This window comes from Plantactinospora soyae (assembly GCF_014874095.1).
GTDB lineage: Bacteria > Actinomycetota > Actinomycetes > Mycobacteriales > Micromonosporaceae > Plantactinospora > Plantactinospora soyae.
In genome coordinates, this window is sequence record NZ_JADBEB010000001.1 from 1,834,028 (window position 1) to 1,858,371 (window position 24,344).

The 24,344-nt window shown below is 70.9% G+C and carries 26 protein-coding genes; 16 read left to right on the forward strand and 10 right to left on the reverse strand.

What is annotated here, in order from left to right; translation table 11 throughout:
- Window positions 1-2 precede the first annotated feature (2 nt).
- Window positions 3-944, forward strand: coding sequence for a DUF5926 family protein (locus H4W31_RS08145; protein WP_318783086.1), 942 nt, complete (start codon window positions 3-5; stop codon window positions 942-944).
- A 149-nt stretch (window positions 945-1,093) separates the two neighbouring features.
- On the opposite strand, the gene H4W31_RS08150 is transcribed toward H4W31_RS08145, so the two are convergent.
- Complete coding sequence (locus H4W31_RS08150; RefSeq protein ID WP_192766101.1) at window positions 1,094-1,285, reverse strand: DUF397 domain-containing protein; 192 nt, start codon at window positions 1,283-1,285, stop codon at window positions 1,094-1,096.
- Entirely contained in the window at window positions 1,278-2,054 is a 777-nt protein-coding gene (locus tag H4W31_RS08155) for a helix-turn-helix domain-containing protein (RefSeq protein WP_192766102.1), read from the reverse strand. The genes H4W31_RS08150 and H4W31_RS08155 overlap by 8 nt, the downstream gene beginning before the upstream one ends.
- Window positions 2,055-2,499: 445 nt before the next feature.
- On the opposite strand from H4W31_RS08155, the gene H4W31_RS08160 reads away from it, so the two are divergent.
- Window positions 2,500-2,787, forward strand: a complete 288-nt coding sequence (locus tag H4W31_RS08160) for a flavin reductase (protein WP_192766103.1) — start codon at window positions 2,500-2,502, stop codon at window positions 2,785-2,787.
- A gap of 72 nt (window positions 2,788-2,859) precedes the next feature.
- Here the strand turns inward: H4W31_RS08160 and H4W31_RS08165 are convergent, their stop codons facing one another.
- Entirely contained in the window at window positions 2,860-4,092 is a 1,233-nt protein-coding gene (locus H4W31_RS08165; protein ID WP_192766104.1) for an arginine deiminase, read from the reverse strand.
- 164 nt (window positions 4,093-4,256) lie between these two features.
- Between H4W31_RS08165 and H4W31_RS08170 the strand changes: the two genes are divergently transcribed.
- The 5 genes from H4W31_RS08170 to pheA all read left to right on the forward strand — a co-directional run bounded on the left by H4W31_RS08170 (window position 4,257) and on the right by pheA (window position 7,773).
- On the forward strand, window positions 4,257-4,994 hold the full coding sequence (locus H4W31_RS08170) for a hypothetical protein (protein ID WP_192766105.1): 738 nt from the start codon (window positions 4,257-4,259) through the stop codon (window positions 4,992-4,994).
- A 180-nt stretch (window positions 4,995-5,174) separates the two neighbouring features.
- Window positions 5,175-5,666 (forward strand): hypothetical protein, encoded by a 492-nt coding sequence (locus tag H4W31_RS08175; protein ID WP_192766106.1) that lies wholly within the window; start codon window positions 5,175-5,177, stop codon window positions 5,664-5,666.
- Between the two features lie 112 nt (window positions 5,667-5,778).
- On the forward strand, window positions 5,779-6,168 hold the full coding sequence (locus H4W31_RS08180) for an ACT domain-containing protein (protein WP_192766107.1): 390 nt from the start codon (window positions 5,779-5,781) through the stop codon (window positions 6,166-6,168).
- A gap of 89 nt (window positions 6,169-6,257) precedes the next feature.
- Entirely contained in the window at window positions 6,258-6,806 is a 549-nt protein-coding gene (locus H4W31_RS08185; RefSeq protein ID WP_318783087.1) for a hypothetical protein, read from the forward strand.
- A 10-nt stretch (window positions 6,807-6,816) separates the two neighbouring features.
- Entirely contained in the window at window positions 6,817-7,773 is a 957-nt protein-coding gene (gene pheA / locus H4W31_RS08190) for a prephenate dehydratase (protein ID WP_192766108.1), read from the forward strand.
- A gap of 76 nt (window positions 7,774-7,849) precedes the next feature.
- Here pheA and H4W31_RS08195 read toward each other — a convergent pair whose 3' ends face one another.
- The 3 genes from H4W31_RS08195 to H4W31_RS08205 form a co-directional block, all read right to left on the reverse strand.
- Window positions 7,850-8,575 carry an AIM24 family protein gene (locus H4W31_RS08195; RefSeq protein ID WP_192766109.1) on the reverse strand — a complete coding sequence of 242 codons (726 nt, stop codon included), beginning with the start codon at window positions 8,573-8,575 and terminating at the stop codon, window positions 7,850-7,852.
- Between the two features lie 79 nt (window positions 8,576-8,654).
- Window positions 8,655-9,017: a metallopeptidase family protein gene (locus H4W31_RS08200; protein WP_192766110.1), complete on the reverse strand. Its 363-nt coding sequence runs from the start codon at window positions 9,015-9,017 to the stop codon at window positions 8,655-8,657.
- 188 nt (window positions 9,018-9,205) lie between these two features.
- On the reverse strand, window positions 9,206-9,637 hold the full coding sequence (locus tag H4W31_RS08205) for an OsmC family protein (RefSeq protein WP_192766111.1): 432 nt from the start codon (window positions 9,635-9,637) through the stop codon (window positions 9,206-9,208).
- 162 nt (window positions 9,638-9,799) lie between these two features.
- On the opposite strand from H4W31_RS08205, the gene H4W31_RS08210 reads away from it, so the two are divergent.
- The 4 genes from H4W31_RS08210 to H4W31_RS08225 all read left to right on the forward strand — a co-directional run bounded on the left by H4W31_RS08210 (window position 9,800) and on the right by H4W31_RS08225 (window position 13,757).
- Window positions 9,800-10,618, forward strand: coding sequence for a hypothetical protein (locus H4W31_RS08210; RefSeq protein ID WP_192766112.1), 819 nt, complete (start codon window positions 9,800-9,802; stop codon window positions 10,616-10,618).
- A gap of 69 nt (window positions 10,619-10,687) precedes the next feature.
- On the forward strand, window positions 10,688-11,944 hold the full coding sequence (gene serS, locus H4W31_RS08215) for a serine--tRNA ligase (protein WP_192766113.1): 1,257 nt from the start codon (window positions 10,688-10,690) through the stop codon (window positions 11,942-11,944).
- 149 nt (window positions 11,945-12,093) lie between these two features.
- On the forward strand, window positions 12,094-12,915 hold the full coding sequence (locus tag H4W31_RS08220; protein WP_192766114.1) for an HAD-IIB family hydrolase: 822 nt from the start codon (window positions 12,094-12,096) through the stop codon (window positions 12,913-12,915).
- Window positions 12,915-13,757 (forward strand): HAD family hydrolase, encoded by an 843-nt coding sequence (locus tag H4W31_RS08225; protein WP_192766115.1) that lies wholly within the window; start codon window positions 12,915-12,917, stop codon window positions 13,755-13,757. The genes H4W31_RS08220 and H4W31_RS08225 overlap by 1 nt, the downstream gene beginning before the upstream one ends.
- Before the next feature lie 22 nt (window positions 13,758-13,779).
- Here H4W31_RS08225 and H4W31_RS08230 read toward each other — a convergent pair whose 3' ends face one another.
- Window positions 13,780-14,385: a bacterial proteasome activator family protein gene (locus H4W31_RS08230; RefSeq protein ID WP_192766116.1), complete on the reverse strand. Its 606-nt coding sequence runs from the start codon at window positions 14,383-14,385 to the stop codon at window positions 13,780-13,782.
- 87 nt (window positions 14,386-14,472) lie between these two features.
- On the opposite strand from H4W31_RS08230, the gene H4W31_RS08235 reads away from it, so the two are divergent.
- Together H4W31_RS08235 and H4W31_RS08240 are read left to right on the forward strand one after the other, a co-directional pair.
- The gene (locus H4W31_RS08235) at window positions 14,473-15,381 is read left to right on the forward strand and encodes an alpha/beta hydrolase family protein (RefSeq protein ID WP_192766117.1); all 909 of its coding nucleotides are present in this window, start codon (window positions 14,473-14,475) and stop codon (window positions 15,379-15,381) included.
- An 83-nt stretch (window positions 15,382-15,464) separates the two neighbouring features.
- Entirely contained in the window at window positions 15,465-16,670 is a 1,206-nt protein-coding gene (locus tag H4W31_RS08240; protein WP_192766118.1) for an ABC transporter substrate-binding protein, read from the forward strand.
- A 114-nt stretch (window positions 16,671-16,784) separates the two neighbouring features.
- On the opposite strand, the gene ddaH is transcribed toward H4W31_RS08240, so the two are convergent.
- Window positions 16,785-17,609 carry a dimethylargininase gene (gene ddaH / locus H4W31_RS08245; protein WP_404825567.1) on the reverse strand — a complete coding sequence of 275 codons (825 nt, stop codon included), beginning with the start codon at window positions 17,607-17,609 and terminating at the stop codon, window positions 16,785-16,787.
- Between the two features lie 67 nt (window positions 17,610-17,676).
- Here ddaH and H4W31_RS08250 point away from each other — a divergent pair, with 67 nt between their 5' ends.
- The 3 genes from H4W31_RS08250 (at window position 17,677) to H4W31_RS08260 (ending at window position 22,193) form a co-directional block, all read left to right on the forward strand.
- Window positions 17,677-18,135, forward strand: a complete 459-nt coding sequence (locus H4W31_RS08250) for an Lrp/AsnC family transcriptional regulator (RefSeq protein ID WP_192766119.1) — start codon at window positions 17,677-17,679, stop codon at window positions 18,133-18,135.
- Between the two features lie 409 nt (window positions 18,136-18,544).
- Complete coding sequence (locus tag H4W31_RS08255) at window positions 18,545-19,909, forward strand: glycoside hydrolase family 6 protein (protein WP_192766120.1); 1,365 nt, start codon at window positions 18,545-18,547, stop codon at window positions 19,907-19,909.
- A 253-nt stretch (window positions 19,910-20,162) separates the two neighbouring features.
- Window positions 20,163-22,193: a beta-propeller domain-containing protein gene (locus H4W31_RS08260; RefSeq protein ID WP_192766121.1), complete on the forward strand. Its 2,031-nt coding sequence runs from the start codon at window positions 20,163-20,165 to the stop codon at window positions 22,191-22,193.
- A 35-nt stretch (window positions 22,194-22,228) separates the two neighbouring features.
- Here H4W31_RS08260 and H4W31_RS08265 read toward each other — a convergent pair whose 3' ends face one another.
- Together H4W31_RS08265 and H4W31_RS08270 are read right to left on the reverse strand one after the other, a co-directional pair.
- A complete protein-coding gene (locus tag H4W31_RS08265; protein ID WP_192766122.1) occupies window positions 22,229-23,335 on the reverse strand; it encodes a T3SS (YopN, CesT) and YbjN peptide-binding chaperone 1 in 1,107 nt (368 codons plus the stop codon).
- 98 nt (window positions 23,336-23,433) lie between these two features.
- The gene (locus H4W31_RS08270) at window positions 23,434-24,324 is read right to left on the reverse strand and encodes an extracellular catalytic domain type 1 short-chain-length polyhydroxyalkanoate depolymerase (RefSeq protein ID WP_192766123.1); all 891 of its coding nucleotides are present in this window, start codon (window positions 24,322-24,324) and stop codon (window positions 23,434-23,436) included.
- Between the last annotated feature and the right edge of the window lie 20 nt (window positions 24,325-24,344).

The window sequence follows — 24,344 nt, forward strand, 5'->3', positions numbered from 1 at the left end:
CCGTGAGCAAGCGTCGAAAGAGTTCCCGGTCCGCCTCGGCGGACGCGACCAGCTTCGCGATCGGGGGAAGCACGATCGGGGGAGACCGGGCCGCCAGGGCCGGGAAGCGGCAGAAGGTACGTGACATCTTCGTACCCCGGCCCTTCGAGGGGCTCACCGACGAGGCGGAATGGATCGCGCTCCGCGAGCTGGTGCCGGCGGCCACCGCCCCGCTGAGGCTCACCGCCGACCTGGTCGAGCAGTTCGGGGACCGGCCGGTCAGCCTGGCCACCGTGCTGCCGATGGCCACGCCGGCGGTCAGCAGGCCGGACGGGCAGGTCTTCATCGGCCTGCAACGGCACGTGCAGTCCGGCGACGCGTCCCGGGACCTCGCCGAGGCGCTGCTCTGCGCGCTGCGGACCGAGCCCGGCGCGACGGTCTCCGTGCCGGCGCTGCCCGGCGAGGGCCCGAGGTTGCAGGACGTCCTGGTCGACGGGCCGCTCGACATCACGATGCACGACGGCTTCGAGTTCTGGGTCGACCCGGGGGCCGGCGACGACCCCAACGTCAAGGCGTCACTCGAACGCGCGAACGCCTCGATCTATCCGACGTCCCGGCTGGAGGCCGCGCCGGCCGCCTACTGGTGCCGGGTCAGCGACAAGAGCCACGTCCGCTGGGTGCTGCCCGACGACGAGGACGCCGCGCTCGACGCACTGTCCCGGCTGGGTGCCGCGGGCGAGCTGCCGCTGGGCGAACAGACCCGGTTCGCCGGAATGTTCCGGGCGCACGGTCGACTCGTACCGGTGTGGGACCTTCCCCGGGACGCCGCGCCGGAGTCCTGGGAGGCCCCGCTGGCGGACGTCGCGAAGCGGTACGCCGCCGCGCTCGCCGACCCGGCCCCGCTGGACGCCGCCGCCCGTCGGGCGAAGCAGGGCCTGGTCGGCCGTCAGCTCACGCTCCGCTAGCCGGGTGCCGCTCAGACCTTGACGACTTGTCGCGCCTGGAACGGCAGGAGATCGTCAAGATCTGGCCAGGCTCGGCACACTTCTGCGACCAGAACGAAAAGACGGCCCCCGGCGTTTCCGCCGGGGGCCTCGTCTGTCGTCGTGGACGGTCAGCCGATCCGCTTCGCCAGGTCAACGAACGCCTGCCAGCCCGCCGGTCCGAAAGCCAGCGTGCCCCCGTCGCGGTCCTTGGTGTCCCGAACGAGGACCCGGCCGGGCAGATTGTCGGCCACCTCGACGCACGCACCCTGGTTGGTCCCACTGCGGGTGCTCTTGCGCCAGCGTGGCGCCAGGTCAGTCATGGTCGTTGATCGCTCTCTGGAGGAGGTCTCGTGACGGCTGCACCGGTAGGGCCAGCCCGCTGACAATCTCCCACGATACTTCCAACTGGTCCAGGTCTCCGCCGTCCGTCACCACCCGGCCTCGAAGCTGATCGTCGACGTAGCCGGCGCGGCGGCTCGCGGGGAGCGTCGCCAGCACGAACGCGCCCTGAAGGCCGGAATGGAGACCGGCGGACCGGGGCACCACGAGCACTTGCACCGTCGATCGCTGGCTCATGTCCAGCAGCTGCTTGAGCTGTTCACGGCGCACCTCAACCGGCCCGCAGGTCAGCGCAAACTCGCCGATGATGGCGGACAGCGTCGGCGGCGTGGGTCTATTGACGGTGGCGGTCTGCCGCTCTCGCCGGACCTGGATGGTTCGATCAATCACGTCTTCCGACAACCAGCCGCCATGCAACAGGACGCGTGCGTACTCCTCGGTCTGGAGCAGGCCCGGCAGGAGCAGGGGCTCCCACCAGCGGAGCAGGGTTGCGCGTTCCTCGTGCTCCGTCCACGGGCGTAGCCAAGGTGGTCGGGAATCCTGCCGGGCCACGGCCGCGGCCCGCTGGATCTCGTCGTCGGTGCCGAAGAACTGGTCCAACTGGGCAGCCGTCTCGGGTTGGGGAATCAGCCGGCCCTGCTCGATCGCGGCGATCAGCGAGGCACTTACCTTGATCTTCCTGCCGAGCTGCGCCTGTGTCATGCGGCGCCCGATCCGCTGCTTTCTAAGGATCTCCCGGAGTTCGTTCACGTACTGCTCCCATGTACAGAGGGGAATGCTATAGACATCTATATTGCTGTGCGCACATCTTTCACTACAACCCGTCATGGACTCAAGGTGGATGTCAAGCGCTCCGCTCGGGTCCCGTGACCTTCCACGCCGGACGGAGCGCCCACGGGGGCGGTGCCAGTGCCAGGGACTGGCGCCGCCCCCGGCACCCACGTCGCCGACGGGAGGCAGCCAGATGAGACACGCTCGCAAGGTCAAGCCCCGACACCGCCGGGCATGGTGGCGCCTCTGGCGGTACTGCCGATGCCTGACGCCGTACGCCCCGCCGGAACCGTCCCGGACCCGGGCGACCAACCAGCGGCCCATCTGGAACGCCCCCGCCCACCCGCACCTGGCCAACAGCCGCGCGGGAGCCCACACCCCGGCGCAGGAACATCGTGTCCGGCACGGTTCACGGGTGTGACCGATGATCGGGCCCCGGGTGCGTTGGGAGCGGTTCGCCGCCCGACGGCGGATCCGCGAACGCCGAGCGGGCGGACACCTCCCGGCCGAGACCTACGACTGCCGCGAGTGTGAGCATCCCTGGCCGTGCCCGCCGGCACGCCTGTCCCTGCTCATCGGCTTCGAGGGCGACCGGGTCGGGCTGATGATGTACCTCGGTGCCCACCTCGCCCGTGCACTGCAAGAACTGCCCGACACCCACCCCGCGCTGATCGTCGGCCAGCTCCTCTACTGGGTACCGCGTCGTCGCTGACCTGTCTCGTCACCCGAGTGACCCGCTCCGGTTCGCCGCCTTCCCCCCGGCGACCGGAGCGGGTCCGCGCGGTCAGGCAGGCAGCGGGCCATCGGCCGCCCGGTGCAGTGGTTCCCGGACCAGTGGGCAGGACATGCAGCGTGGTCCGCCCCGACCCGAGCCGAGTTCGGATCCGGCGATCCTGATCACCTCGATGCCGGCCCGTTCCAACTGCGCGTTCGTCTCGACGTTGCGCTCGTACGCGACGCAGAGCCGGGGGGCGATGGCGAGGGTGTTGTTGCCGTCGTCCCACTGCTCGCGTTCCGCCGTCACCGGATCCAGGCCGGTGTCGATCACCCGTAGCGTCGCCAGGTCCATCGCGTCCGCCGCCGCGCGCAGGAACGGCGCCGGCCCGTCGATCTGTAGTTCGCCCTCGGCATCGGCGACCACGGTGTACGCGGAGAGCGTGTCCGCCACGTTGGGGTACATCAGCACCGCGTCGACGTCGACCATCGTGCACACCGTGTCCAGGTGCATCGTGGCGCGCTCCTGTGCGATCGGCACGACCAGGATGGTGTGGGCCAGGCCGGCGTCGAAGACCCGGCGGGCCAGCCGCTCCGCCCCGGCCGGCGTGGTGCGTTCCCCGACCCCCACGGCCAGCACCCCGGGCGCGAGCAGCAGTACGTCGCCGCCCTCCAGGTGTTCCAGGCCGGGTCCGTAGACGAAGGCGGTGCCGCCGAACCGTGGGTGGTGCCGGTAGATCGCGTCGGTCAGGCTGGTCTCCCGACGGCGGGCCGGCATGGCCAGGCTGGTCACCGCCGCGTGGTCGCCGATCCAGGTCGACGAGTCCCGGGCGAAGAGCAGGTTCGGCAGCGGGTCGATCACGAAGTCGAGCCGGTCCATCAGGCGGTAGACCAGACCGCCGCCCCGGTCCCAGCCGAGCCGCAGTTCCTCGTGGGCCAGACCGGCGATGAGCACTCCGGCCAGCGCGGCCGGATCCAGGTACGACAGATGCTCGCCGACCCGGCGGCGCAGGGTGTCGCCCAGCCGGGGCGTCCGGAGCACCCGCTCGGTCAGCTCGGCCCGCGCGTCGGCCACCGCCAGCGTCTCGGCGAGCAGCGTTCCGATGTAGAGCACCTCGACCCCGCGCTCCCGTAGCGCGGCGGCGAAGGCGTCGTGCTCCTCCTGGGCCCGCCCGACCCACGGGATGGCGTCGAAGAGCAACGAGTCGTTGTTCCGAGGCGTGAGTCGGGCGAGTTCAGGTCCGGGACGATGCAGAAGTACGGTGCCCAGTCGCCCGACCTCGCTGTCCACGAAATGGGTCATCTTCGCAGCGTAGGGCAGCAGTTGGCACCATCCGGGAAAAAGGGCTTCGGATGAATGGGGCATTCATCCACACTCACTCCGGCGCTTCGACTTGCCGCTCCCTAGGTGTGGCCACGTACCGTAGTGAGGAGATAACTTCGAGGGACCTTTTGCCGGAGGTCACGATGACTGTCTTTTCTACACGCTCGGCGGTACCCGCCGCCCGGGCCCTACCATCCGCACCGGTTCAACCACTTCCACCGCTGGAGGCCGCACGGCCGACACCGATGGACTGGGCCCGTCGACGTCGCGCCGAACGGGACGCCCGTCGGATCGAGGCGGCCGGAGCCAGGGCACTGAGTCGACTCGACCACCTCGGTCCATCGTGGCACGTGGTCGACTGGCCGCGTACCGAGCTGACCGAGACCAGCATGCTCGACCTGGACTACCGGTCCCGGGACGATCGTGCCGGGTTCCTCGCGATCGGCCCCAGCGGCCTCTTCGCGGTCACCGTGGCCGACCACGGGCGGGCCCGGGTTCTGATCGCGGGCGACGTCGTGCAGATCAACGGCAAGCGCCCGTCGTACATCGCCGAGGCGCGCCGGGACGCGAAGCGGGCCGCGAAGGCGCTCTCCAACGCCGTCGGCCTGACCATTCCGGTCACCCCGGTGCTGACCTTCGTCGGCTCCGGAGTCATCAGCGTGTACGGGCTGCCGAAGGAGTGCCTGGTGGCCACCCACCGGGAACTCGACCGACTGCTCGTTGCGGGCGGTAACCGGATCAGCGCCGCCACGGCGGAAAAGCTGTCCCGGGTCGCCCAGACCCCCTCTACCTGGCTGAACGCCCCGTACCGGTCGGCGGCGGACTACCGGTGGTACGAGGAGGGCCGAACGGCGGCTGACAAGCGGGCCAGTCGCCGGTAGCGTCACCAGCCGACGCCACCCGCTCCGGCGGCGCCCGGCCATCGCCCTCCGGGGCGGGGGTGCGGGGTGCACCGGCGGGGGGCTGCGGGATGGCCCAACTGGCCGGTGGTGTCCCGGGGGTCGCGGCTCCCGGGTGACACCGGCTAGCGTGGGCAAGTGGTGAGGTAAATAGGAGGCGCGGTGGCCCACGTCGAGCTCTCGATCTCGGAGGCGTTCGTGTCGCCAGCGACCTCGTCGCTGGATCAGGAGTCCGAGGGCTTCGCCGACGCCGATCGCCGGATCGACCCGGACGGCTTCGCCCGATGGTCGGACACGGTGTCGACCGCCGCGGAACCATGCCTGCTCATCGATCGCAGCACCACCATCGCGGCCGTCTCGTCCTCCTGCTGCCATCTGCTCGGGCTCGGCACCCCGCTCGACGCCATCGGCCGGGCGCTGCTGGACAGCGAGTTGCGGCTGCTCGACTTCACGGCCGCGCGCGGCGAGCTGACGGAGCAGGACGTCGAGAAGATCCCGCCGCTGCTCGCCCTCGCCTCGGGCCGGCTCGCCCGCGGCCTACTGCGGGTGCGCTGCGGCGCGGAGGGCTCGGACACCACCTTCGACGCGATCACCACCCCGATCCTGGCGCACGGCGCCGTGGCCGGCTCATTGACCTTCTTCGCCGAGGTCTGAGCCTCGACCCGCCCGGCCGCCACCGGCCCCCTCCGCCGGGTCGCCACGCCGACGCGCTGGTCAATGGGCCGGCGGTGTTGGGCTGATGTCCGACTCACCGTAAGGTCTCCTCATGCTGGATATCGCTCTGCTGCCGGAGGAGTACGCCGTGTGCCGGCTGCCCGCCGACTCACCGGTACCCGCCGGCCTGCTGAGCGACCCGGCGTCCTCCGGGCTCCTCTCCGTCACCTGGACCGCGGACGAGGTGTCGATCATCTGCCGGACCGACCGGGTGCCGGACGCCGCCACGGTCGAGACCCCGTGGCGCTGCCTGCGCGTGGTGGGGCCGCTCGACCTGGCGTTGACCGGGATCCTCGCCTCCCTGGTGGTGCCCATGGCCGACGCCCGGGTCAACATCGTGGCGTTCTCGACGTACGACACCGACTACCTGCTGGTGCCCTCGGTACGCCTCGCCGAGGCGCTCGCCGCGCTCACCCAGTTCGGACACCGGGTCGCCACCTGAGGGGCGGCCGGCCGGTACCACGGCCTAGCATTGGCCGGGCCACCCCGCCGAATGCACCATGGCAGCCACCTATGCCCGAGGACCCGGCCGTGTTCCGTCCCCCCTCGCCCGACTTCCCAGCGGGCCGCTCCCGTGCCGTCGGCGCCCTGATCGCCGGCAGCCTCGCCCTGATCGGCTGTGTCGCGACCGCGGCCTGTGGGGTGCCGCCCGAGTTGCAACAATCCTCCCCGTCGGCCGGGCCCACGCCCACCCCGACGGCCACCGCCACCCCGACCCCCGTCCCGACCCCGACGCCGCCGACGACGGTCTCCCCGACGAGCCCGAGCGGGCTCGTCCCCTGTGCCGGCAACCCGACCCAGGCGCAGGTGACGGCCCTGCTCCGACGCTCGGCCAACCTGCCGGGCAGCGCCCGGGTCAGCTATTCGGTGGGCCCACTGTGCGCGGCGAACTGGCAGTTCAGCGTCGTCACGGTCGCCGGCCGCGAGCCGTTGCAGGCGGTGACGACCGGTCGGGGAAGCGCCCTGCGGCTGGTCACGGCCGGGACCGAGGTCTGCACGATCCGGGTACGTACCGAGGCGCCGACCCCGATCCGCACCGCGGCCTGCGACGCGGCGCCGTCGACCGTCGGAGGTTTGTAGGCTGGGTGTCATGCCCGGAACTCCACCGACCCGCTTCGTCTACCTCGGCCCCGCGGGAACCTTCGCCGAACAGGCGCTGCGCACCATCCCCGCGGCCGAACGCGGTGCCCGTACGCCGGCACGCAGCGTTCCGGAGGCGTTGGACGCGGTCCGGACCGGGGACGCCGACTCGGCCCTGGTGCCGTTGGAGAACTCCGTCGGTGGTGCCGTCGCGATCACCCTCGACGAGATGGTCGACGGCGCTCCCCTGGTGATCACGCGTGAGGTGGTGCTGCCGGTCGAGTTCGTCCTCACCGCCCGCCCGGGGCAGCCGCTCGCCGGGGTACGCACGGTGGCGGCGCACCCGCAGGCGTCGACCCAGTGCCGGCGGTGGCTCCGGGACCACCTGCCGGACGCTGCCGTGGTGGACGTCCTGTCCAACGCCGCGGCGGCAGCGGCGGCGGCCGACGGCCAACAGGACGCCGCGATCTGCGCGCCGTTCAGCATCGGGCGGCACCGGTTGGACGTACTGGCGGACAAGATCGCCGACCATGACGACGCGGTCACCCGGTTCGTGCTGCTCAGCCGGCCCGGCCCGCCGCCGCCACGGACCGGCGACGACCTGACCTCGCTGGCCGTGTACATCGCCCATGACCGGGTCGGCGCGCTGCTCGCCGTGCTGATGGAACTCGCGGTACGCGGGGTCAACCTGACCCGCATCGAGTCCCGGCCCACCGGTGAGGCGCTCGGCCGGTACGCCTTCTTCCTGGACTGCACCGGGCACGTCGCCGAGGACCGGGTCGGTGAGGCGTTGCAGGGGCTGCGCCGGATCTGCGCCGAGGTGCGCTTCCTGGGGTCGTACCCGAGGCATCGCTGGACCGCCTCGGGGCCGGACCGGCCGGTCCCGGCGCCCGCCGGGCTCTCCGACGTCGACTACGCCGACGCGGCGGCCTGGCTGTCCCGGCTGCGCTCGGGCGAACTCTCCTGATCCCGCGGGCCGCCCCGAGCTGACGCCGGTCCCGGCCGCGAGGGAGCCCCGAGGAGGGCGCCCCGGCCCGGCTCGCTCAGTCGAGCAGACCGCCGAGCAGTCCGCCGCTCTGTTGCTCCTGCTGGCCGCTGCCCTGGATCGGCGGCTCCTCGGACGGCTGGACGACCACGAAACCCTGGCCGGCGAAGCTCATCGTGTACGCCTCCCCGGTCCGGCGCCCGAGCAGCGTGCCGAGGCCGAGCTGCTCGGCCCGGTGGTAGCCGGTCTGGAGGCTGGCCGACCAGCAGACCGCCGCCTGCGGGTCGACGTACGTCGGTTGGTCGACGTTGAGCACCACCGGAGTGCCCTTGGTGGTGACGGCGATCCGGCCGTACCCGGTGAAGACGCAGTTGAACAGGCCGGACGACGACATCATGCCGGCACCGCCGACCATCTTGATGTCGTACTGGAGGCTGGAGTCGAAGGCCAGCACGCTGGAGCCGTTGATCGACAGCGCGTCACCGGGTTCGAGGTCGATCAGGTGTACGTCCGCCGCGTAGTCGGCGAGGAAGACGTCCCCCCGACCGGTGACCTTCATCAGCGGGACACCCTCGCCGGTGAGCTTCTGCTTGAGGAACTTGCCGATCCCGCCGGAGCCCAACGCCTGGAACTGCACCTGTCCCTGGTACGCGACCATCGAGCCGACCCGGGCCATCGCCTCGCCGTTGAGTTCGATCTTCAGCATCTTGGAGTTCTGTAGCCGCATCCCTGGCTGGGCGGACTCCTTCTCCAGGTTCTCTGCGGAAAACAGCTCGCTGCGCATGACGTGCCTCCTGACGGGTGGATGACCGAGGGTAGGCAACCGGCGCAAGCCGTCCGGTCCGGCGGCCGGCAGGCCCGGGTCAGCCCCAGCCGAGTTCGTGCAGACGGTGGTCGTCGATTCCGAAGTGATGGGCGATCTCGTGTACGACCGTGATCGCCACCTCGTCGACGACGTCGTCGTCGTTGTCGCAGATCCGCAGGATCGGGTTCCGGTAGATGAGAATCCGGTCCGGCAGCACCCCGCCGTAGTCCCAGCCACGGCTGGTCAGCGCGTGCCCCTCGTAGAGGCCGAGCAGCTCCGGCCCGTCCTCGGGCGACTCGTCCTCGACCAGGATGACGACGTTGCTCATCAGGCCGAGGAGTTCCTCCGGCACCTCGTCGAGGGCCTCGGCGACCAGTTCCTCGAAGCGCTCGCGGCTCATCTCGACTGGCACGGCACCCATTGTGCCGCACCCGTTCGTCCGGCATGGGGGCTCGCGACCCGAGGGTCCGGCCGGCACCGGTCGGGTCGGGCACCGCCCGCCCGCCGGCCCGAACCTGAAAGGATCGCGATGACCAGGGACTTGTCACCCCCGCCGGAGCGTCGGCCCGGCGCGGTTGTGCCCCGATCATCGCGATCTGGCGTGTCAGGTCAGGCGGAGAGACGGGCGTTGAGCGAGATGTCGGCGCCCGGCGAGAGGAGTCGGGAGATCGGGCAGTTCGCCTTCGCCCCCTCGGCCAGCTTGGCGAACTGAGCCTCGTCGATCCCGGGTACCGCGCCGACGGTGTCGAGGTCGATCCGGGTCACGGTCATGCCGGCGTCGGTCTTGTCCAGGTGCACCTGGGCGGTGGTCTCGACCGAGGTGGGCGTGAACCCGGCGTCGGCCAGTGCCTTGGAGAACGCCATCGAGAAGCATCCGGCGTGGGCCGCGCCGATCAGCTCCTCGGGGTTGGTGCCCTCACCCTCCTCGAAGCGGGACTTGAACGAATAGGCTCCTTCGAATCCGCCCTTGCCGGTGCGGATCGTGCCGGAACCCTCGGTGAGATTGCCCTGCCAGCGGGCGGAAGCGGTGCGGATAGGCATGGTCCCGACGCTAGCTCAAAGCGCCCGGCGGCGCGACGACCCCGTGGAAGACACCGGCCACGACCGGACGCGCGGCGGCGGATCGGCGCGGAGCGGCGGGGGTGGCACCGGCGGATGCTGTGACATCATCGACCCAAGAGCGCGCCGTGGAAGGGGCCAGCGATGTCTTCCGACCTCCCGATCCCCCGACAGGACCGGTCGGCCGGACGCCAGGAATCCGCTCCGGACGATCCTCCGCAGCCGCGTGACGAGATCGACACCACAACCGACACCCCCAGCATCGTGTCGTGGGGCGAGCGCCCCCGTGGCGGCCGGCTCGCCAACCTGGCCATCTCCCGGCTCGGCGGGGACGCCCGGCTGGTGCCGGTGGTCGGAATCCTCGGCGCGGGGGCGGTCTTCGCCTCGCTGCTCGGTGACTGGACGGTCACCATCATGCCGACCGAGGGGACCTCGTCCGACAGCCCGGTCGAACTGGCCAGCGGCGTAGGCGAGCTGGCCACGTTCGGCACCGCGTACCTGTTCGGTGTGCTCGGGATGATCGGCTGTCTCGCACTGGTCTTCTTCGGATCCCCGGGAATCCGGCACAACGCGCGGGTACTCGGCCTGACGTTCAGCGCCGTGGTGCTCGGGGTGCTGGTCGCCGTCACCGGCTCGCTGGACTCGCTGACCAACGGCTGGCAGGTGTACGGCGAGTTGGAGGGACTGACCATCGAGTACGGCCAGGGCCTCGTCATGGCGTACGTCGGCACCGGTGGACTCGGCCTGGCCCTGCTGCTCGCGGGGCGTTTCGTCCGGCGCACCGGCACCGCCACCGGGCCGGGCGACGGCGGAGGTACCCCGACCGGCCCGGCAACACCGGAGGAGAGCGACTGGCCGTGGCGCCGCCCCCGGTCGGCCTCGGAGCCGGAGCCGGACGACGGCGACGACCGCTCGGCGCCGATCGACCTGACCGTCACTCCGACCAAGCCGTTCACCCACTGACCGCACCGCGTCCCACGGAGGCGTATCTCGATACACCCTCGGCGGCGCCCACCGGTAGGCTCGGTTCCCGTGATTGACCTGCGTCTGCTCCGCGACGATCCGGAAACCGTACGACTCAGCCAGCGGGCCCGTGGCGAGTCCGAGTCCGTGGTCGACGACCTGCTCCGGGCCGATGAGCAGCGGCGCTCGGCGGTCGGTCGGTTCGAGGCGCTCCGGGCCGAGCAGAAGCAGCTCGGCAAGCGGATGCCCCGGGCCGAGGCCGACGAGAAGGCCGAGCTGCTGCGCCGGACCAAGGAACTCTCCACCGAGGTGAAGGCGGCCGAGGCGGCGGTCACCGAGGCCGACGCGACCCTGCGCCGGGCGCAGTACGCGATCCCCAACGTGGTCGAGGAAGGCGCCCCGCCCGGCGGCGAGGACGACTACGTGGTGCTGCGCGAGGTCGGCGCCAAGCCCGAGATCGAGAACCCGCGCGACCACCTGGAGCTGGGCGAGGGGCTGCGGGCGATCGACGTCGAACGGGGCGCCAAGACGTCCGGCAGCCGGTTCTACTACCTCACCGGCGTCGGCGCGCTGCTCCAGCTCGGCCTGCTGCAACTCGCCATCGCCCAGGCGGTGGAGTACGGCTTCATCCCCACCATCACGCCGGCGCTGGTCAAGCCCGAGTCGATGGAGGGCACCGGGTTCCTCGGTTCACACGCGAGCGAGGTCTACCGGCTCGAAGCCGACGACCTGTTCCTGGTCGGCACGAGTGAGGTGCCGCTTGCCGCGTACCACTCGGGGGAGATCCTGGACCTCGCCGGACCGGTCCGGTACGCCGGTTGGTCGTCGTGTTTCCGCCGCGAGGCCGGGTCGTACGGCCGGGACACCCGGGGCATCATGCGGGTACACCAGTTCGACAAGGTCGAGATGTTCTCCTACTGCCGGCCCGAGGAGGCGCACGCCGAGCACCTCCGGCTGTTGGCCTGGGAGGAGGAGATGCTGGCCAAGGTCGAGGTGCCGTACCGGGTGATCGACGTGGCAGCCGGCGACCTGGGCACCAGCGCGGCCCGCAAGTACGACTGCGAGGCCTGGGTGCCGTCGCAGGGCCGCTACCGCGAGGTCACCTCCACCTCCAACTGCACCACCTTCCAGGGCCGCCGGCTGAACGTGCGGTACCGGGACGAGCAGGGCCGGCCGCAGGTGGCCGCCACCCTCAACGGCACCCTGGCCACCACCCGCTGGCTGGTGCCGATCCTGGAGAACCACCAGCAGCCGGACGGCTCGGTACGGGTCCCCAAGGCCCTCCAGCCGTACCTCGGCGGCCGGGACGTACTCGAACCGAACTGATCTCCAATAGGTGAGGATCACTTCACACAAAAGTCATGGAGCGACCCCACAAGGTGAGATACGGTTGCTGCCCCGTCACCGCCGGCTGACCCGGTAGGAGCGCGTTCCGGCAGTTCACCGGGGCCGGCGGGCGGGGCGAAGGAGGAGTCATGCCCCGACCCGGACTGCCGAAGCTGATCGCCACCGATCTCGACGGAACGCTGGTACGCACCGACGAGACAGTGTCGGCGTACACCCACGAGGTGCTGGACCGGGTGCGTTCCGCCGGCATCCCGGTGGTGGGTGCGACCGGCCGCGGACCGCGGCTGGCCGAGCTGACCCGCAACGACATCCGGGCGGCCGACTTCCTGGTGATGGCGGGCGGCGGTCGGGTGGTCGACCAGACCGATCCGGCCGGACCGGTGGTGCTCCGGGACGTACGCCTGCCCGGCGCCGACCTGGCCGAGCTGCTGCTCGCGATCGAGGCCGAGGTGGGCCCGATGACCGTGATGGTCGAGGCGCTGGACGGTCCGGACGACCCGCTCTGGGGCGACTTCGACCCGGCCTGGCCGTACCAGGACCGGTTCGAGGTACGGACCCGGCTCGACTGCCTGAACACGGACGTGATCAAGGCGTTCGCCCGTACCCCGGACCATGACGTGGACGCCCTGCTCGACACGGCACGCCGGGTCGTACCGCCGGAGCAGGCGTCGATCACCCAGGCCGGGCTCGGGTTCATCGAGATCTGCCCGCCCGGCGTGGACAAGGCCAGTGGGCTCGCCGTGGTCGCCCAGACGCTCGGGGTCGACCCCGCCGAGGTCCTGGTTTTCGGCGACATGCCCAACGACCTGCCGATGTTCGAGTGGGCCGGCTGGGGCCGGGTGGCCGTCTCGAACGCCCACCCACTGGTACGACGGGCCGCCGACGAGGTCACGCTCCGCAACGACGACGACGGGGTAGCGGTCTACCTCGATCGACTACTCTCCCGTTGATGGGACGACTACCCCGGCTGGTGGCCACGGATCTGGACGGCACGCTGCTGCACAAGGACAAGACGCTCAGCGCGCGTACCGTCGAGACGCTCTCCCGGATCTGTGCCGAGGGCATCGGGGTGGTCCTGGTCACCGGCCGCCCCATCCGCTGGCTGCACCTCGTGTACGAGCAGCTCGGCGCACCGCTGCCGACGATCTGCGCCAACGGCGCGGTGGTGTACGACCCGATCGCCGACCGGGTGCTCCGGGCCGACCCGCTCGCCCCCGACCTGCTCGCCGAGGTGGTACGACGGCTCCGGGCCGAGGTGCCGGGGGTGAACTTCGCCGTGGAGGTCACCGACGGGCGGGAGCTGCGGCACGAGGCCGAGTACCTGTTGAACTGGGACCGGGGCTACCCCGGAATCCAGGCCATCGAGACGGCGGAGGACCTGCTCTCGGCCCCGGCGGTGAAGCTGCTGGCCCGGGCCGGTACCCAGGATCCGGACGTCTTCGTGAAGGTGGTGGCCGGCGCGCTGGCCGGGCTGGCCGAGGCGACCCACTCGTCGTACACCGGGTTGATCGAGATCTCGGCGGCCGGAGTCACCAAGGCGGCCGGACTGGCCTGGTACTGCGCCCAGCTGGGGGTGGACGCCGATGACGTGATCGCCTTCGGGGACATGCCGAACGACGTACCGATGCTCACCTGGGTCGGCCGGGCGGTCGCGGTGGCCAACGCCCATCCGGCGGTACTGGAGATCGCCGGGGAGGTGACGGCGAGCAACGAGGAGGACGGCGTCGCCGCGTACCTGGAGGCGCTGCTCGCGACCGCCGACCAGCCGGATCCCGCCCCGGAGAACGCCTGAGCGGGATCCCGCCGGGCGCCGGTCAGAGGTACTGGCCGGGGCCCGGGACGTCGCCGGGCTGACCCGGGCCGGGAGCGCCGCCGGGCATGCCGGGGATCGCCGAACCGGGGCCCACCGGTAGCGCCGGGCGCCCGCCGGAGCGCATCTGCTCCAACTGCATCCTGGCCGCCATCTGCTGGGCGACCAGCGCGGCCTGGATGCCGTGGAACAGCCCCTCCAGCCAGCCGACCAGCTGCGCCTGGGCGACCCGCAGCTCCGCCTCGCTCGGCGTGCCCTCACCGAACGGCAGGGACAGCCGCTCCAGCTCGTCGCGGAGTTCCGGCGCGAGCCCGTCCTCGAGCTCGACGATCGAGCGCTGGTGGATCTCGCGGAGCCGCTGCCGGCTGGCGTCGTCCAGCGGGGCGGCCTTGACCTCCTCCAGCAACTGCTTGATCATGCTGCCGATCCGCATCACCTTGGCCGGCTGCTCGATCAGCCGCGCGGGGTCCTCGTCGGCCGATTCGCCGTCGGTCGCGACGGTGCCGACGGGACGGCCGTCCGGGCCGACCACCAGCACGGTGCTGCCGGGTCGGTTCTCCGCCGTGGCCGACTCGTCGCTGTCTTTCTGGGAACGTGGCACGTCGGTCATGCTCCCATCTTCGCGCAAGCCACCCACCCGGCGTGCGCCGGGACCACGGCGGCCCCCGCCGGAGCCGGGCCCGGTACGGTCACCGCCATGGCCGAGAGCTTCCGCACCAGGTCACCGGGTCCGGACCGCCCCGGGGGCGAGGGCCCGACGGACCCGATCGCGGGTCCGTCGGTCGTGCCGTCGACCGAAGCCGCCGGGTCGACCGGTGATCCGCGCGCGGTGCTCGACCGGCCGGCGCCGCCACCGGACGCCCGGGTCGGGTACGGGCCGGATCCGGAGCAGATCGCCGACCTGAGGTGGCCCGGCACCGCCGCCGGGCCGCCCCGCCCGCTGGTGGTGGTCGTACACGGAGGCTTCTGGCGGGCCGAGTACGACCGCCGGCACACCGGACCGCTCGCCGCCGACCTCGCCGCCCGGGGCTATCCGGTGGCCCAGTTGGAGTACCGCCGGACCGGCCAGCCGGGCGGCGGATGGCCGGGCACCTTCGACGACGTCGCCGCCGGAGTGGACGCCGTCCCGGCGTTGGCCGAGGCCGCGATGCCGACCGGTCGGATGGCACCGGGCCCGCCGATCCTGCTCGGGCACTCCGCGGGCGGGCACCTCGCACTCTGGTACGCCCTGCGGAACCCGGCCGGCGTACGCGGGGTGCTCGCCCTCGCGCCCGTCGTCGACCTCGGGCAGGCGTACCGGCTCGACCTGGACGGTGGGGCGGTCGGCGCCCTGCTCGGCGGCGGTCCCGACGACGTCCCGGAGCGGTACGCCGCTACGGACCCGGCGCGGAACGCTCCGCCGCAGGTCCGTACGGTGATCCTGCACGGAACACTGGACCGGCAGGTACCCGTGGAGATGAGCCGCCGGTACGCTGCCGAGGCCCGTCGATGCGGCGCGGAGTTACGAATGGTCGAGTTGCCGGACTCCGAGCATTTCGGGCTCGTAGATCCGGAATCGGGCGTCTGGTCTGCGGTGATAGCCGGGTTACATTCGATGCCAGGATGATCAGATTCCATTGACGCAGCTTCCCGTAGCCGGTAGAACCCCGGAGGGGCTGCGAACCCTAGCGCCGCTCTGGGAGGAAATCCGTGTCGCAAATGGACCGCCGACAAGCGCTCAAACTTCTGGGCGCGCTAGGCGCTACGGGACTGGCTGCCGCATGCAGCCGGCCGGCCACCACCAACGAGTCGGGCGAAGTGGTCAGCGACGTACCCGTTCGAATCGGCATGATTACCGCACAGTCCGGTAGCTACAAGCCGGTTGGCGACGAAATGGTGCGAGGGTTCCAGCTCTATCTCGACCTGAACGACCAGCGGCTGGGCGGCCACCCCGTCGAGCTGGTCATCGCCGACGAGGGCGAGACGGTCGCGACCGCCAACGCCGCGCTGGACGGACTGCTCAAACAGCGCGTCCTCGCCCTCACCGGCGTGGTCAACTCCTCGGTCATGCTGGGCCTGCGGGATGCGGTGGAACAGGCCAAGGTGCCCCTGATCGGGTCCAACGCCTCGCCGTCGACCCTGCAGAGCGTCGTATACATCTGGCGTACCTCGTACGTTAACGACGAGGCGGGCCGGGCGCTGGCGCCGTACATGAAGGACCGGATTCCGGCTGGCGGCCGGGTGGCGATCATCGCTCCGCAGTACGACGCCGGGCAGGACGCCGTCCAGGGCTTCCGGCAGAGCTTCGGGGAGTCCGACGACCGGATCGCCGACCCCGTCATCTGGGCCCGGCACATCGCCGGCAAGCCGGCCCGGAACGCGTACGCCAACGAAATCGACCAGTTGATGGACCGGAATCCCGACGCGATCTACTGCTACTTCTACGGCGACTCCGCCGTCGAGTTCCTCAAGCGGCTGTACGGGGCGGGCTACCGCAAGGAGATCTACGGCCCGGGCTTCCTCACCGAGGGAACGGTGCTCGGCCAGTTGAAGGAGAACGAGGCCAGGAACATCATGACCTCGCTCAACTACTCGGCCGACCTCAACAACGCCGCCAACCGGCGGTTCGCCTCGGCCTTCCGCAAGGCGCACGGCTCGCCGCCGACGACGTACGCGATGGCCTCGTACGACGCCGCGCAGGTGTTGGACAAGGGGATCCGGATCGCCGGATCCGACCTCGACCCGCTACAGCTCAACCTGGCGCTCGGCAAGGTGGGGCAGGTCGCCAGCCCGCGCGGCCCGTGGCAGTTCAACCAGCCGCGTACGCCACAGCAGAAGTGGTACCTGCGTCGGGTGCAGCTCGACGGGCGGGTGCTCTCCAACGTCATGATCAACGAGCTGGCGACGCTCGGCTGACGCGCGATCCGCGGAGTCCGGGCCCGACGCGATGTCGGGCCCGGCTTCGAAGAGGGAGAGCCGGGCCCACCTCAGGGGGGCGGAGGCAGGCCCGGCTCGGGAACAGAGTTCGGGTCAGGGGCGGAGTTCGGCGACGCAGCACTTGACGCTGCCGCCGCCCTTCTTCAGCTCGGAGAGTTCGACCTGTACGGGCGTGTAGCCGGCCGCCGCGACCTTGGCCGCCATCCCGGTTGCCTCGCTGTTGAGGATCACGTGCCGGCCGTCGCTGACCAGGTTCAGGCCGAAGGCGAAGGCGTCGGTCTCGTCGGCCAGGATCGCGTCCGGAAAGAGCTGGGCCAGCACCCGCTGGGCGGCGACCGAGAACGCCCCCGGGAAGTAGGCGATGTTCCGGTCGTCCAGCGGGGCCAGCGCGGTGTCCAGGTGGTAGAAGCGCGGGTCCACCAGCCGTAGTGAGACGACCGGACGGCCGAGCACCTCCTGCGCCTCGGCGTGCGCGGTGGACTCGGTCCGGAAGCCGTACCCGGCCAGGATCAGTCCGCCGTACGCGTCCGGCAGGTACGTGAAGTCGCCCTCGCCCTCGTTGGTCTCGGCGGGCGCGACGAACCGCCAGCCGTACGCGTCGTAGAACGCCCGGTGTGCCGTCGCCTCGGCGGCCCGCTGCCGGTGCCGGAACCGGGCGCCGTAGCTGGTGCCGTCCACCACGAAGGCGCCGTTGGCCGCGTAGACCATGTCGGGCAGGCCGGGTTCCGGAGTCAGTTCGTGCACCGTGTGGCCGAGGTCCAGGAGCGTCTCCCGCAGTTGGTGCCACTGCTTGCCCGCCAGCTCCGGGTCGACCGGCGTGGCGGTGTCCATCCACGGGTTGATCGCGTACTCCACGGTGAAGTACTCCGGCGGACACAGGAGATATGTCCGCTTTCTTGGGATCCTCGGCTGGTTCACGAATCCAAGGGTAGGTACGGTACAGGTTAACTAACAGCCGAATTTGTTGTCTACGAGAGGCAGAACGTTGCAGATCGACGAGGTAGACCAGCGAATCATTGCGTCACTGGTGGCCGACGCCCGGTCGTCGTACGCGGAGATCGGTTCCCGGGTCTCGCTCTCGGCCCCGGCCGTGAAGCGGCGGGTCGATCGGTTGCGGGCGGCCGGGGTCATCCGGGGATTCACCACCGTCATCGACCCGGCGGCGGTCGGCTGGAACACCGAGGCGTTCGTGGAGCTCTTCTGCACCGGCCGGACCACCCCGACCCAGATCACCGTGGCGACCCGGCGGCATCCGGAGGTGGTCGCCGCCTACACCGTCTCGGGCGAGGCCGACGCGCTGGTCCACCTCCGGGCGGCCGACATCGCACATCTGGAGCAGGCGCTGGAGCGGCTCCGCGCCGAGCCCTTCGTCACCTCGTCCCGCAGCATGATCGTGCTGTCCCGGCTGGTCGACTCACCGACCGTAGTTCCCGCGCCGTCCTGACCGCCGCCCCGCACCGCCACCGCCGGTACGCCACCACCGCCGTCTTCAGGGCCGCCGCGACGCGGCTTTGAGCGGACTTGATCCCTATCGATTTGGGCTCCGCCACTTTGGGCCTGACCGGCGTAGATGCGGCATTCGATCACGATGATATTTCTGTCCCGTTTCCCACTGGTTGCAGTGGGAGCGTTCCCATGTAATGATGGGCATCAATTGGTACTTGTAGTCGCGGAGCCGGGCAAGAACATTACGTCGCCCAGGGCAACCGATATCCGGAAATGGGCGACCGCGACGCCGAATCCCGCCGACCGCGGACGCGGGTGATCGGCCAGCGCAGAACCGACCTGAAAAGTCCGTCGCGTGGTCCCGACCGGACCGCGACGGCGGTCGAGACCGTCACAAGGAGTATTCGATGGAAACCAATCCCTTACCTCGGGGTAAGTGGACACCGGTACGTCGAGGACTAGCCGCCGCCGCGGCCCTGACCCTCGTCTCCGGCATGCTCGCCGGCAACGCCGGTCCGGCCAGCGCGGCGCCCCGGGTGGACAACCCGTACGAGGGCGCCACGGTCTACGTGAACCCGGACTGGGCCGCGAAGGCCACCGCCAGCGGTGGTGCCGCGATCGCCGACCAGCCCACCGGCGTCTGGATGGACCGCCGCGCCGCGATCGAGGGCACCCAGGGCGCCCGCGGCCTGCGGGAGCACCTGGACGGTGCCGTCGAGCAGGGTGCCGACCTGATCCAGGTCGTCATCTACAACCTGCCCGGCCGGGACTGCGCCGCACTGGCCAGCAACGGCGAACTGGGCCCGGAAGAAATCGACATCTACCAGTCCGAGTACATCGACCCGATCGTCGACATCATGAGCGATCCGGCCTATGCCAGCCTGCGGATCGTCAACATCATCGAGATCGACTCGCTGCCCAACCTGATCACCAACGTCGGATCCCGGGAAACCGCGACCCCCGAGTGCGACGTAATGCTCGCCAACGGCAACTACGTGGCCGGAGTCGGTTACGCGCTGGCCCAGCTCGGTGCGCTGGAGAACACCTACAACTACATCGACATCGGGCACCACGGCTGGCTCGGCTGGGACGACAACTTCGGCCCGGCCGCGGAACTGTTCCACGAGGCGGCGACCGCCAACGGCAGCAGCGTCGACAACGTACACGGCTTCATCAGCAACACCGCCAACTACGGCGTGCTGCGCGAGGAGTTCTTCGACGCCAACACCGTCGTCGGCGGACGGCCGGTCCGGGAGAGCACCACCTGGGTCGACTGGAACAACTACGTCGACGAACTGTCGTACGCCCAGGCGTACCGGGACGAACTCGTCTCGGTCGGCTTCAACTCCGACATCGGCATGCTGATCGACACCTCCCGCAACGGCTGGGGTGGCTCGGAGCGGCCGACCAGCGCCAGCACCTCGTCCGACCCGAACACCTTCGTCAACGACTCCCGCATCGACCGCCGGATCCACCTCGGCAACTGGTGCAACCAGTCCGGTGCCGGCATCGGCGAACGGCCGACCGCCGCCCCGGAGGACGGCATCGACGCGTACGTCTGGATCAAGCCCCCGGGCGAGTCGGACGGCGCCAGCCGGGAGATCGACAACGAAGAGGGCAAGGGCTTCGACCGGATGTGCGACCCGACGTACACCGGCAACCCGCGTAACCAGAACAACATGTCGGGCGCCCTGCCGGACGCCCCGCTCTCCGGGCACTGGTTCGAGGCCCAGTTCCAGGAGCTGCTCGCCAATGCCTACCCGCCGCTGTGATCCTCCCGGTCCCTGCCCAGGACTGAGGATCTATCCGGCAGCAGCACGGTAGGGGACCTGGTGCGGTCGACACCGACCGCACCAGGTCCGTGTCCGTACCCGGCACCGGCGGACCGACCGTCGACGCGGCCGGGGCGGCGCGACCGGCGGACCGACGTCGACGCGGCCGGTTCGGCGGGACCGTCGGGGCGGCCGGCCCCGAACCCGGGCATCGACCGGGAACGCGAACGCGGGGCGGCGCGTCGAACCCGGCATGAGACGCGTACGGGGAACCCGAGCCGCCAGCGTGGGTACCGCGCTGGTCGCCAGCCTGGCCCTGCTGTCCGGCACCCTGCTCGCCGGGTGCACGGCCGATCCGGAGCCGACCCCGCCACCGGCCGATCCCGGCGTACCGGCCAGCGGGTTCCGGCTCGTCGCCTTCGACTCGTGTGCGGACGCGCTGGCGCAGCTCAGGTCCGCCGCGAAGGCGTACGTCGGGCCGTACGGCTTCGGCGACGGCGGCCGGCAGCGGGGTGGCCCGGAGTTCCAGGGCAGCGATGCCGGCGGGACCGACCGGGCCGCCGCCGCCGACAGCGCCGGCGCGAAGGGCGCGGTCGCCCCCTCGTACTCGGGAACCAACACCCACGAGGCCGGGGTGGACGAGCCGGACCTGGTGAAGACGGACGGCCGGCGGATCGTCACGGTCAGCCGGGGGACGCTGCGGGTGGTCGATCCGGCGAGTCGCCAGTTGACCGGCACCCTGAAGCTGGACTCCGGCCCGGAGGGCGGATGGTCCGACGCCAACCTGCTGCTGCACGGGGACCGGGCACTGGTGCTGATCCGGGGCCAGAACATGGGCGTGTTCGACGGAATCCGCCGGGATGGCGAGGTGCCGCCGATCGACCGGGACGCGATCACCGGTCCCCGGCTGGTCCTGGTCGACCTCGCCGGCCCACCGAAGATCCTCGGCGAGTACCGCTTCGACGGCGACCTGGTCGACGCCCGGCAGGTCGGCGCGACCGCCCGGGTGGTGGTCCGGTCCGGACCCCGGCTGGAGTTCCCGCTCAACAAGAACGACGGGCCGGTCAACGAGAAGAAGAACCTGGCCGCCAACCGGAAGATCGTGGACGGGGCCGGAATCGACGCCTGGTTGCCCCGCTACCAGACCGTCACCCCCGACGGCCGAACCAGCACCGGCCGGGTCGGCTGTGACCGGCTGAGCCGGCCGGCGGTCTACTCCGGCACCTCGCTGGTCTCCATCCTCAGCTTCGATCTCGGCACGGCCAGCCTCGGGGACGGCGACCCGGTGACGGTCGCCGCCGACGGCGACACCGTCTACAGCAACGGGCCACGGCTCTACATCACCAGCGACCAACGCTGGCGGGTCCTGCCGACCCTGGACCGGAGCAATCTGGCACCCGAGGCGAAGGACGAGCAGACCGAGATCTACCAGTTCGACACCTCGGGTCCCGGCCGCCCCCGGTATATCACCGCCGCGACCGTCCGAGGCTGGGTCATCAACCAGTACGCGCTCTCCGAGTTCGACGGGCACCTGCGGGTCGCCACCACGAGCGGTCGCACCTGGGGGGACAACCCGAAGTCCAGCTCCACCGTGTACGTGCTGCGCGCGGACGGCCGGACGCTGACCGAGACGGGCCGGGTCACCGGGCTGGGCAAGGGTGAACGCATCTACAGCGTACGGTTCGCCGAGGGCATCGGTTACGTGGTGACGTTCCGGCAGACCGACCCGCTCTACACGGTGGATCTGCGGAACCCGAAGGCGCCGAAGGTCACCGGAGAACTGAAGATCACCGGGTACTCGGCGTACCTGCATCCGGTCGGCGCGGGGCGGTTGATCGGGATCGGCCAGGAGGCGAACTCCCAGGGACGCACCCAGGGCACCCAGATCTCGCTGTTCGACGTCTCGGACCTCACCAAGCCGACCCGGATCGCCCAGCACCACGTCCGGTTCGGCCACTCCGAGGCCGAGTTCGACCCGCACGCCTTCCTGTACTGGCCGGCGACGAACTCGCTGGTGGTACCGCTGAACTCGCCCGGCGCGGCGTCGACGGCCGGCAGGGCCCAACCGAATTCCGGGGCGCTGGTGCTGCGGGTGACCGACGGTGGCTTCACCGAGTCGGGCCGGGTCGACCACGCCGAGGTGCAGCCGGATCAGACCGGGCAGCGGGACGGAACGATCCGCCGTTCGCTCATGATCGACGGCGTGCTCTGGACGGTCTCCGACGGTGCCGTCAAGGCCACCGACCTCGCCACCCTGGGCACGCTCGGCGTGATCCGCATCTGATCCGGCGGGCTGCCCGCCGGATCAGATCCGACCGGCTACAGGTACATCCCGGTGCGGTGCTCGCCCGGATCGCGGTGCTGCGGCTTGTCGCCCTCGCCGAAGAACCGCCGGCCACCGAACTCACCATGCAGCCGGTCGTCCAGTTCGTCGGCGAGACCGGTCATCACCTGCACCGCGAGCATCAGGTGGGTGGCCTGGAAGTTGCGGCCGAAGACCGGGATGGAGGCCCAGACGGTGTCGTTGGTGCAGTAGAGCCGGCCGATCGGCATCCGGTTCGTCAGCTCGGAGAGCTTGACGTAGAGCTGCTCGGTCGGCTCGATCTCGGTGAGTACCGGCGAGAAGACGTCGACCAGCGGAGGATTGTCCCGGACCCGGACGAAGACCATCGCCGAGCCGGCCCGGATGCCGATGTCACCGTCCGAGTCGACCTGGAGCTGTTCCGCCGACGACTTCAGCATCGCGGAGACCACGGTCCGGACCCGGTCCTCCAGGGCCAGAGTCTCCTCCCCGCCCTGGGCGGCCCGGGCGGCGGCGAGCGCCTCGTCGAGATCGAGGTCGAGGTTCTGGTCGGCGGCGACCTCGGGCCGGGCGGTGCCGAGCGGTTCGACCGCGATCGGCTCGTCGGACTCGTCGTGGACCAGGAAGACGAGGAACGCCGGGTGCGGTGCGCCGTACACGTCACGCAGGGTTCGCGAGACGGTGGTGGCGAGGCGGGCCGCGTCGGCCGTACCGACCCGGATCCCGAAGTGGCCACCGGAACCCTCGACCACCCCGGGTGGCGACCAGCCGAGCGCGATCATGTCGGCGACCGCGGCCCGATCCAGCCGGTACCCCTGGGGCAGCGCGGCGTTACCCACCGCCCGTACGTCGATCCGATCGTCGTCGCCCACCTCGATGCTCACCGAGTAGACCGCGTCGCCGGTGCCGGACGCGGTGGGATCGAGGGTCAACGCGACCTGCGCCCCCGGCGGCAGGCTGCGGATCTGCTCGGCGAGCGCCCGAGCGAACTCCTGCCACGCCTCCGTCACCTTCACCCGCAGGTCCGCGGTGGTGGGTTCGTCGAGCAGGATCGACTCGTAATGATCGGCCGGGTTCCCCTCGGTCACGTCGTCCCCCGGCGCCTCAGGGTGGTCCGCCGCCATAATCGCCTCCGTCCGTCAGGGCACCGCACACCCTACCCAGCGGACCGGGCGGTAGGGATAGTGCGGACCCCGATCGGACACCACAGGAGTGTGGACCGTCACGAACGACGGGGATGCGACGCGAAGAATTCCCACATCGCGGAAGTGGCATCGACGGCCGCCTTGTAGCCGGTCGCGGCCGGCCAGGCGTGCCCCATCCCGTTCACCGTGTAGTCGACGACCTCGCTGCCGTCGGAGCAGTTGCTGGCCGTACGGTTCACGGTCCTGGCCTGATCGACCCAGACCGGTTTTCCGACCTCGCAGCCGAGGTTGCGCTGCCACCGGGCCAGGCCGCCGTACATCCGGGAGGAGTTGCGGTCGTTCCGGCCGATGAAGGTGATCATCGAGACGGGCCGGGACGGCTTGTAGTTCGGGTCACTCGCGGCCGGCCCTCCGGTGAAGGCCCCGCTGACCGGCGCGATCGCGGCGAAGACCTCGGCGGCCTCGACACCCAGCGAGTACGTCAGCTCGGCGCCGGAGGAGAAGCCCGTCGCGTACACCCGGGCGGGGTCGACCGACCAGGTCCGGACCAGCTGGTCGACGATGGCCCGGACGAGGTTGACGTCGTCGCCCTGCTCGGCCAGCCGGCTGAACTCCTGGTTGAGTGCCTGGGGATAGGCGACGAGGAAGCCCTCCTTGTCGGCCAGGGCGTTCAGTCCGCTGGTACTGCCCAGCCCCTCGACGCTCTGCCCGGTGCCGTGCAGGGCGACCACCAACGGCGTCGGCGTACCGGGGCGGTATCCGGGTGGGGCGTGCAGCGACCAGGTCCGCTCCTTGCCGGTCCGGTCGAGCGCCATGCTGTGGTCGCCGGGCGCCGGGGCGATCTCCGGACGGGCCGAACGTGTCGGGCTCGGGGCGGTGTCCGGGCCGGCGCCGTCGTCCGCGCCGCACCCCGTGCCGGTGCCGATGACCGCCGCCAACGCGACCGTGGCCAGGATCGATCGTCCCACTCTGCGCATCGGGTCCCCCG

Bases quoted from the DNA above. Each gene is read 5' to 3' on its own strand.
- H4W31_RS08150 (WP_192766101.1), bottom strand. From the start codon at position 1,285: ATGACTGACCTGGCGCCACGCTGGCGCAAGAGCACCCGCAGTGGGACC.
- H4W31_RS08160 (WP_192766103.1), top strand. From the start codon at position 2,500: ATGATCGGGCCCCGGGTGCGTTGGGAGCGGTTCGCCGCCCGACGGCGG.
- H4W31_RS08165 (WP_192766104.1), bottom strand. From the start codon at position 4,092: ATGACCCATTTCGTGGACAGCGAGGTCGGGCGACTGGGCACCGTACTT.
- H4W31_RS08170 (WP_192766105.1), top strand. From the start codon at position 4,257: ATGACTGTCTTTTCTACACGCTCGGCGGTACCCGCCGCCCGGGCCCTA.
- H4W31_RS08180 (WP_192766107.1), top strand. From the start codon at position 5,779: ATGCTGGATATCGCTCTGCTGCCGGAGGAGTACGCCGTGTGCCGGCTG.
- pheA (WP_192766108.1), top strand. From the start codon at position 6,817: ATGCCCGGAACTCCACCGACCCGCTTCGTCTACCTCGGCCCCGCGGGA.
- H4W31_RS08195 (WP_192766109.1), bottom strand. From the start codon at position 8,575: ATGCGCAGCGAGCTGTTTTCCGCAGAGAACCTGGAGAAGGAGTCCGCC.
- H4W31_RS08200 (WP_192766110.1), bottom strand. From the start codon at position 9,017: ATGGGTGCCGTGCCAGTCGAGATGAGCCGCGAGCGCTTCGAGGAACTG.
- H4W31_RS08205 (WP_192766111.1), bottom strand. From the start codon at position 9,637: ATGCCTATCCGCACCGCTTCCGCCCGCTGGCAGGGCAATCTCACCGAG.
- H4W31_RS08210 (WP_192766112.1), top strand. From the start codon at position 9,800: ATGTCTTCCGACCTCCCGATCCCCCGACAGGACCGGTCGGCCGGACGC.
- H4W31_RS08220 (WP_192766114.1), top strand. From the start codon at position 12,094: ATGCCCCGACCCGGACTGCCGAAGCTGATCGCCACCGATCTCGACGGA.
- H4W31_RS08225 (WP_192766115.1), top strand. From the start codon at position 12,915: ATGGGACGACTACCCCGGCTGGTGGCCACGGATCTGGACGGCACGCTG.
- H4W31_RS08230 (WP_192766116.1), bottom strand. From the start codon at position 14,385: ATGACCGACGTGCCACGTTCCCAGAAAGACAGCGACGAGTCGGCCACG.
- H4W31_RS08235 (WP_192766117.1), top strand. From the start codon at position 14,473: ATGGCCGAGAGCTTCCGCACCAGGTCACCGGGTCCGGACCGCCCCGGG.
- H4W31_RS08255 (WP_192766120.1), top strand. From the start codon at position 18,545: ATGGAAACCAATCCCTTACCTCGGGGTAAGTGGACACCGGTACGTCGA.
- H4W31_RS08260 (WP_192766121.1), top strand. From the start codon at position 20,163: ATGAGACGCGTACGGGGAACCCGAGCCGCCAGCGTGGGTACCGCGCTG.
- H4W31_RS08265 (WP_192766122.1), bottom strand. From the start codon at position 23,335: ATGGCGGCGGACCACCCTGAGGCGCCGGGGGACGACGTGACCGAGGGG.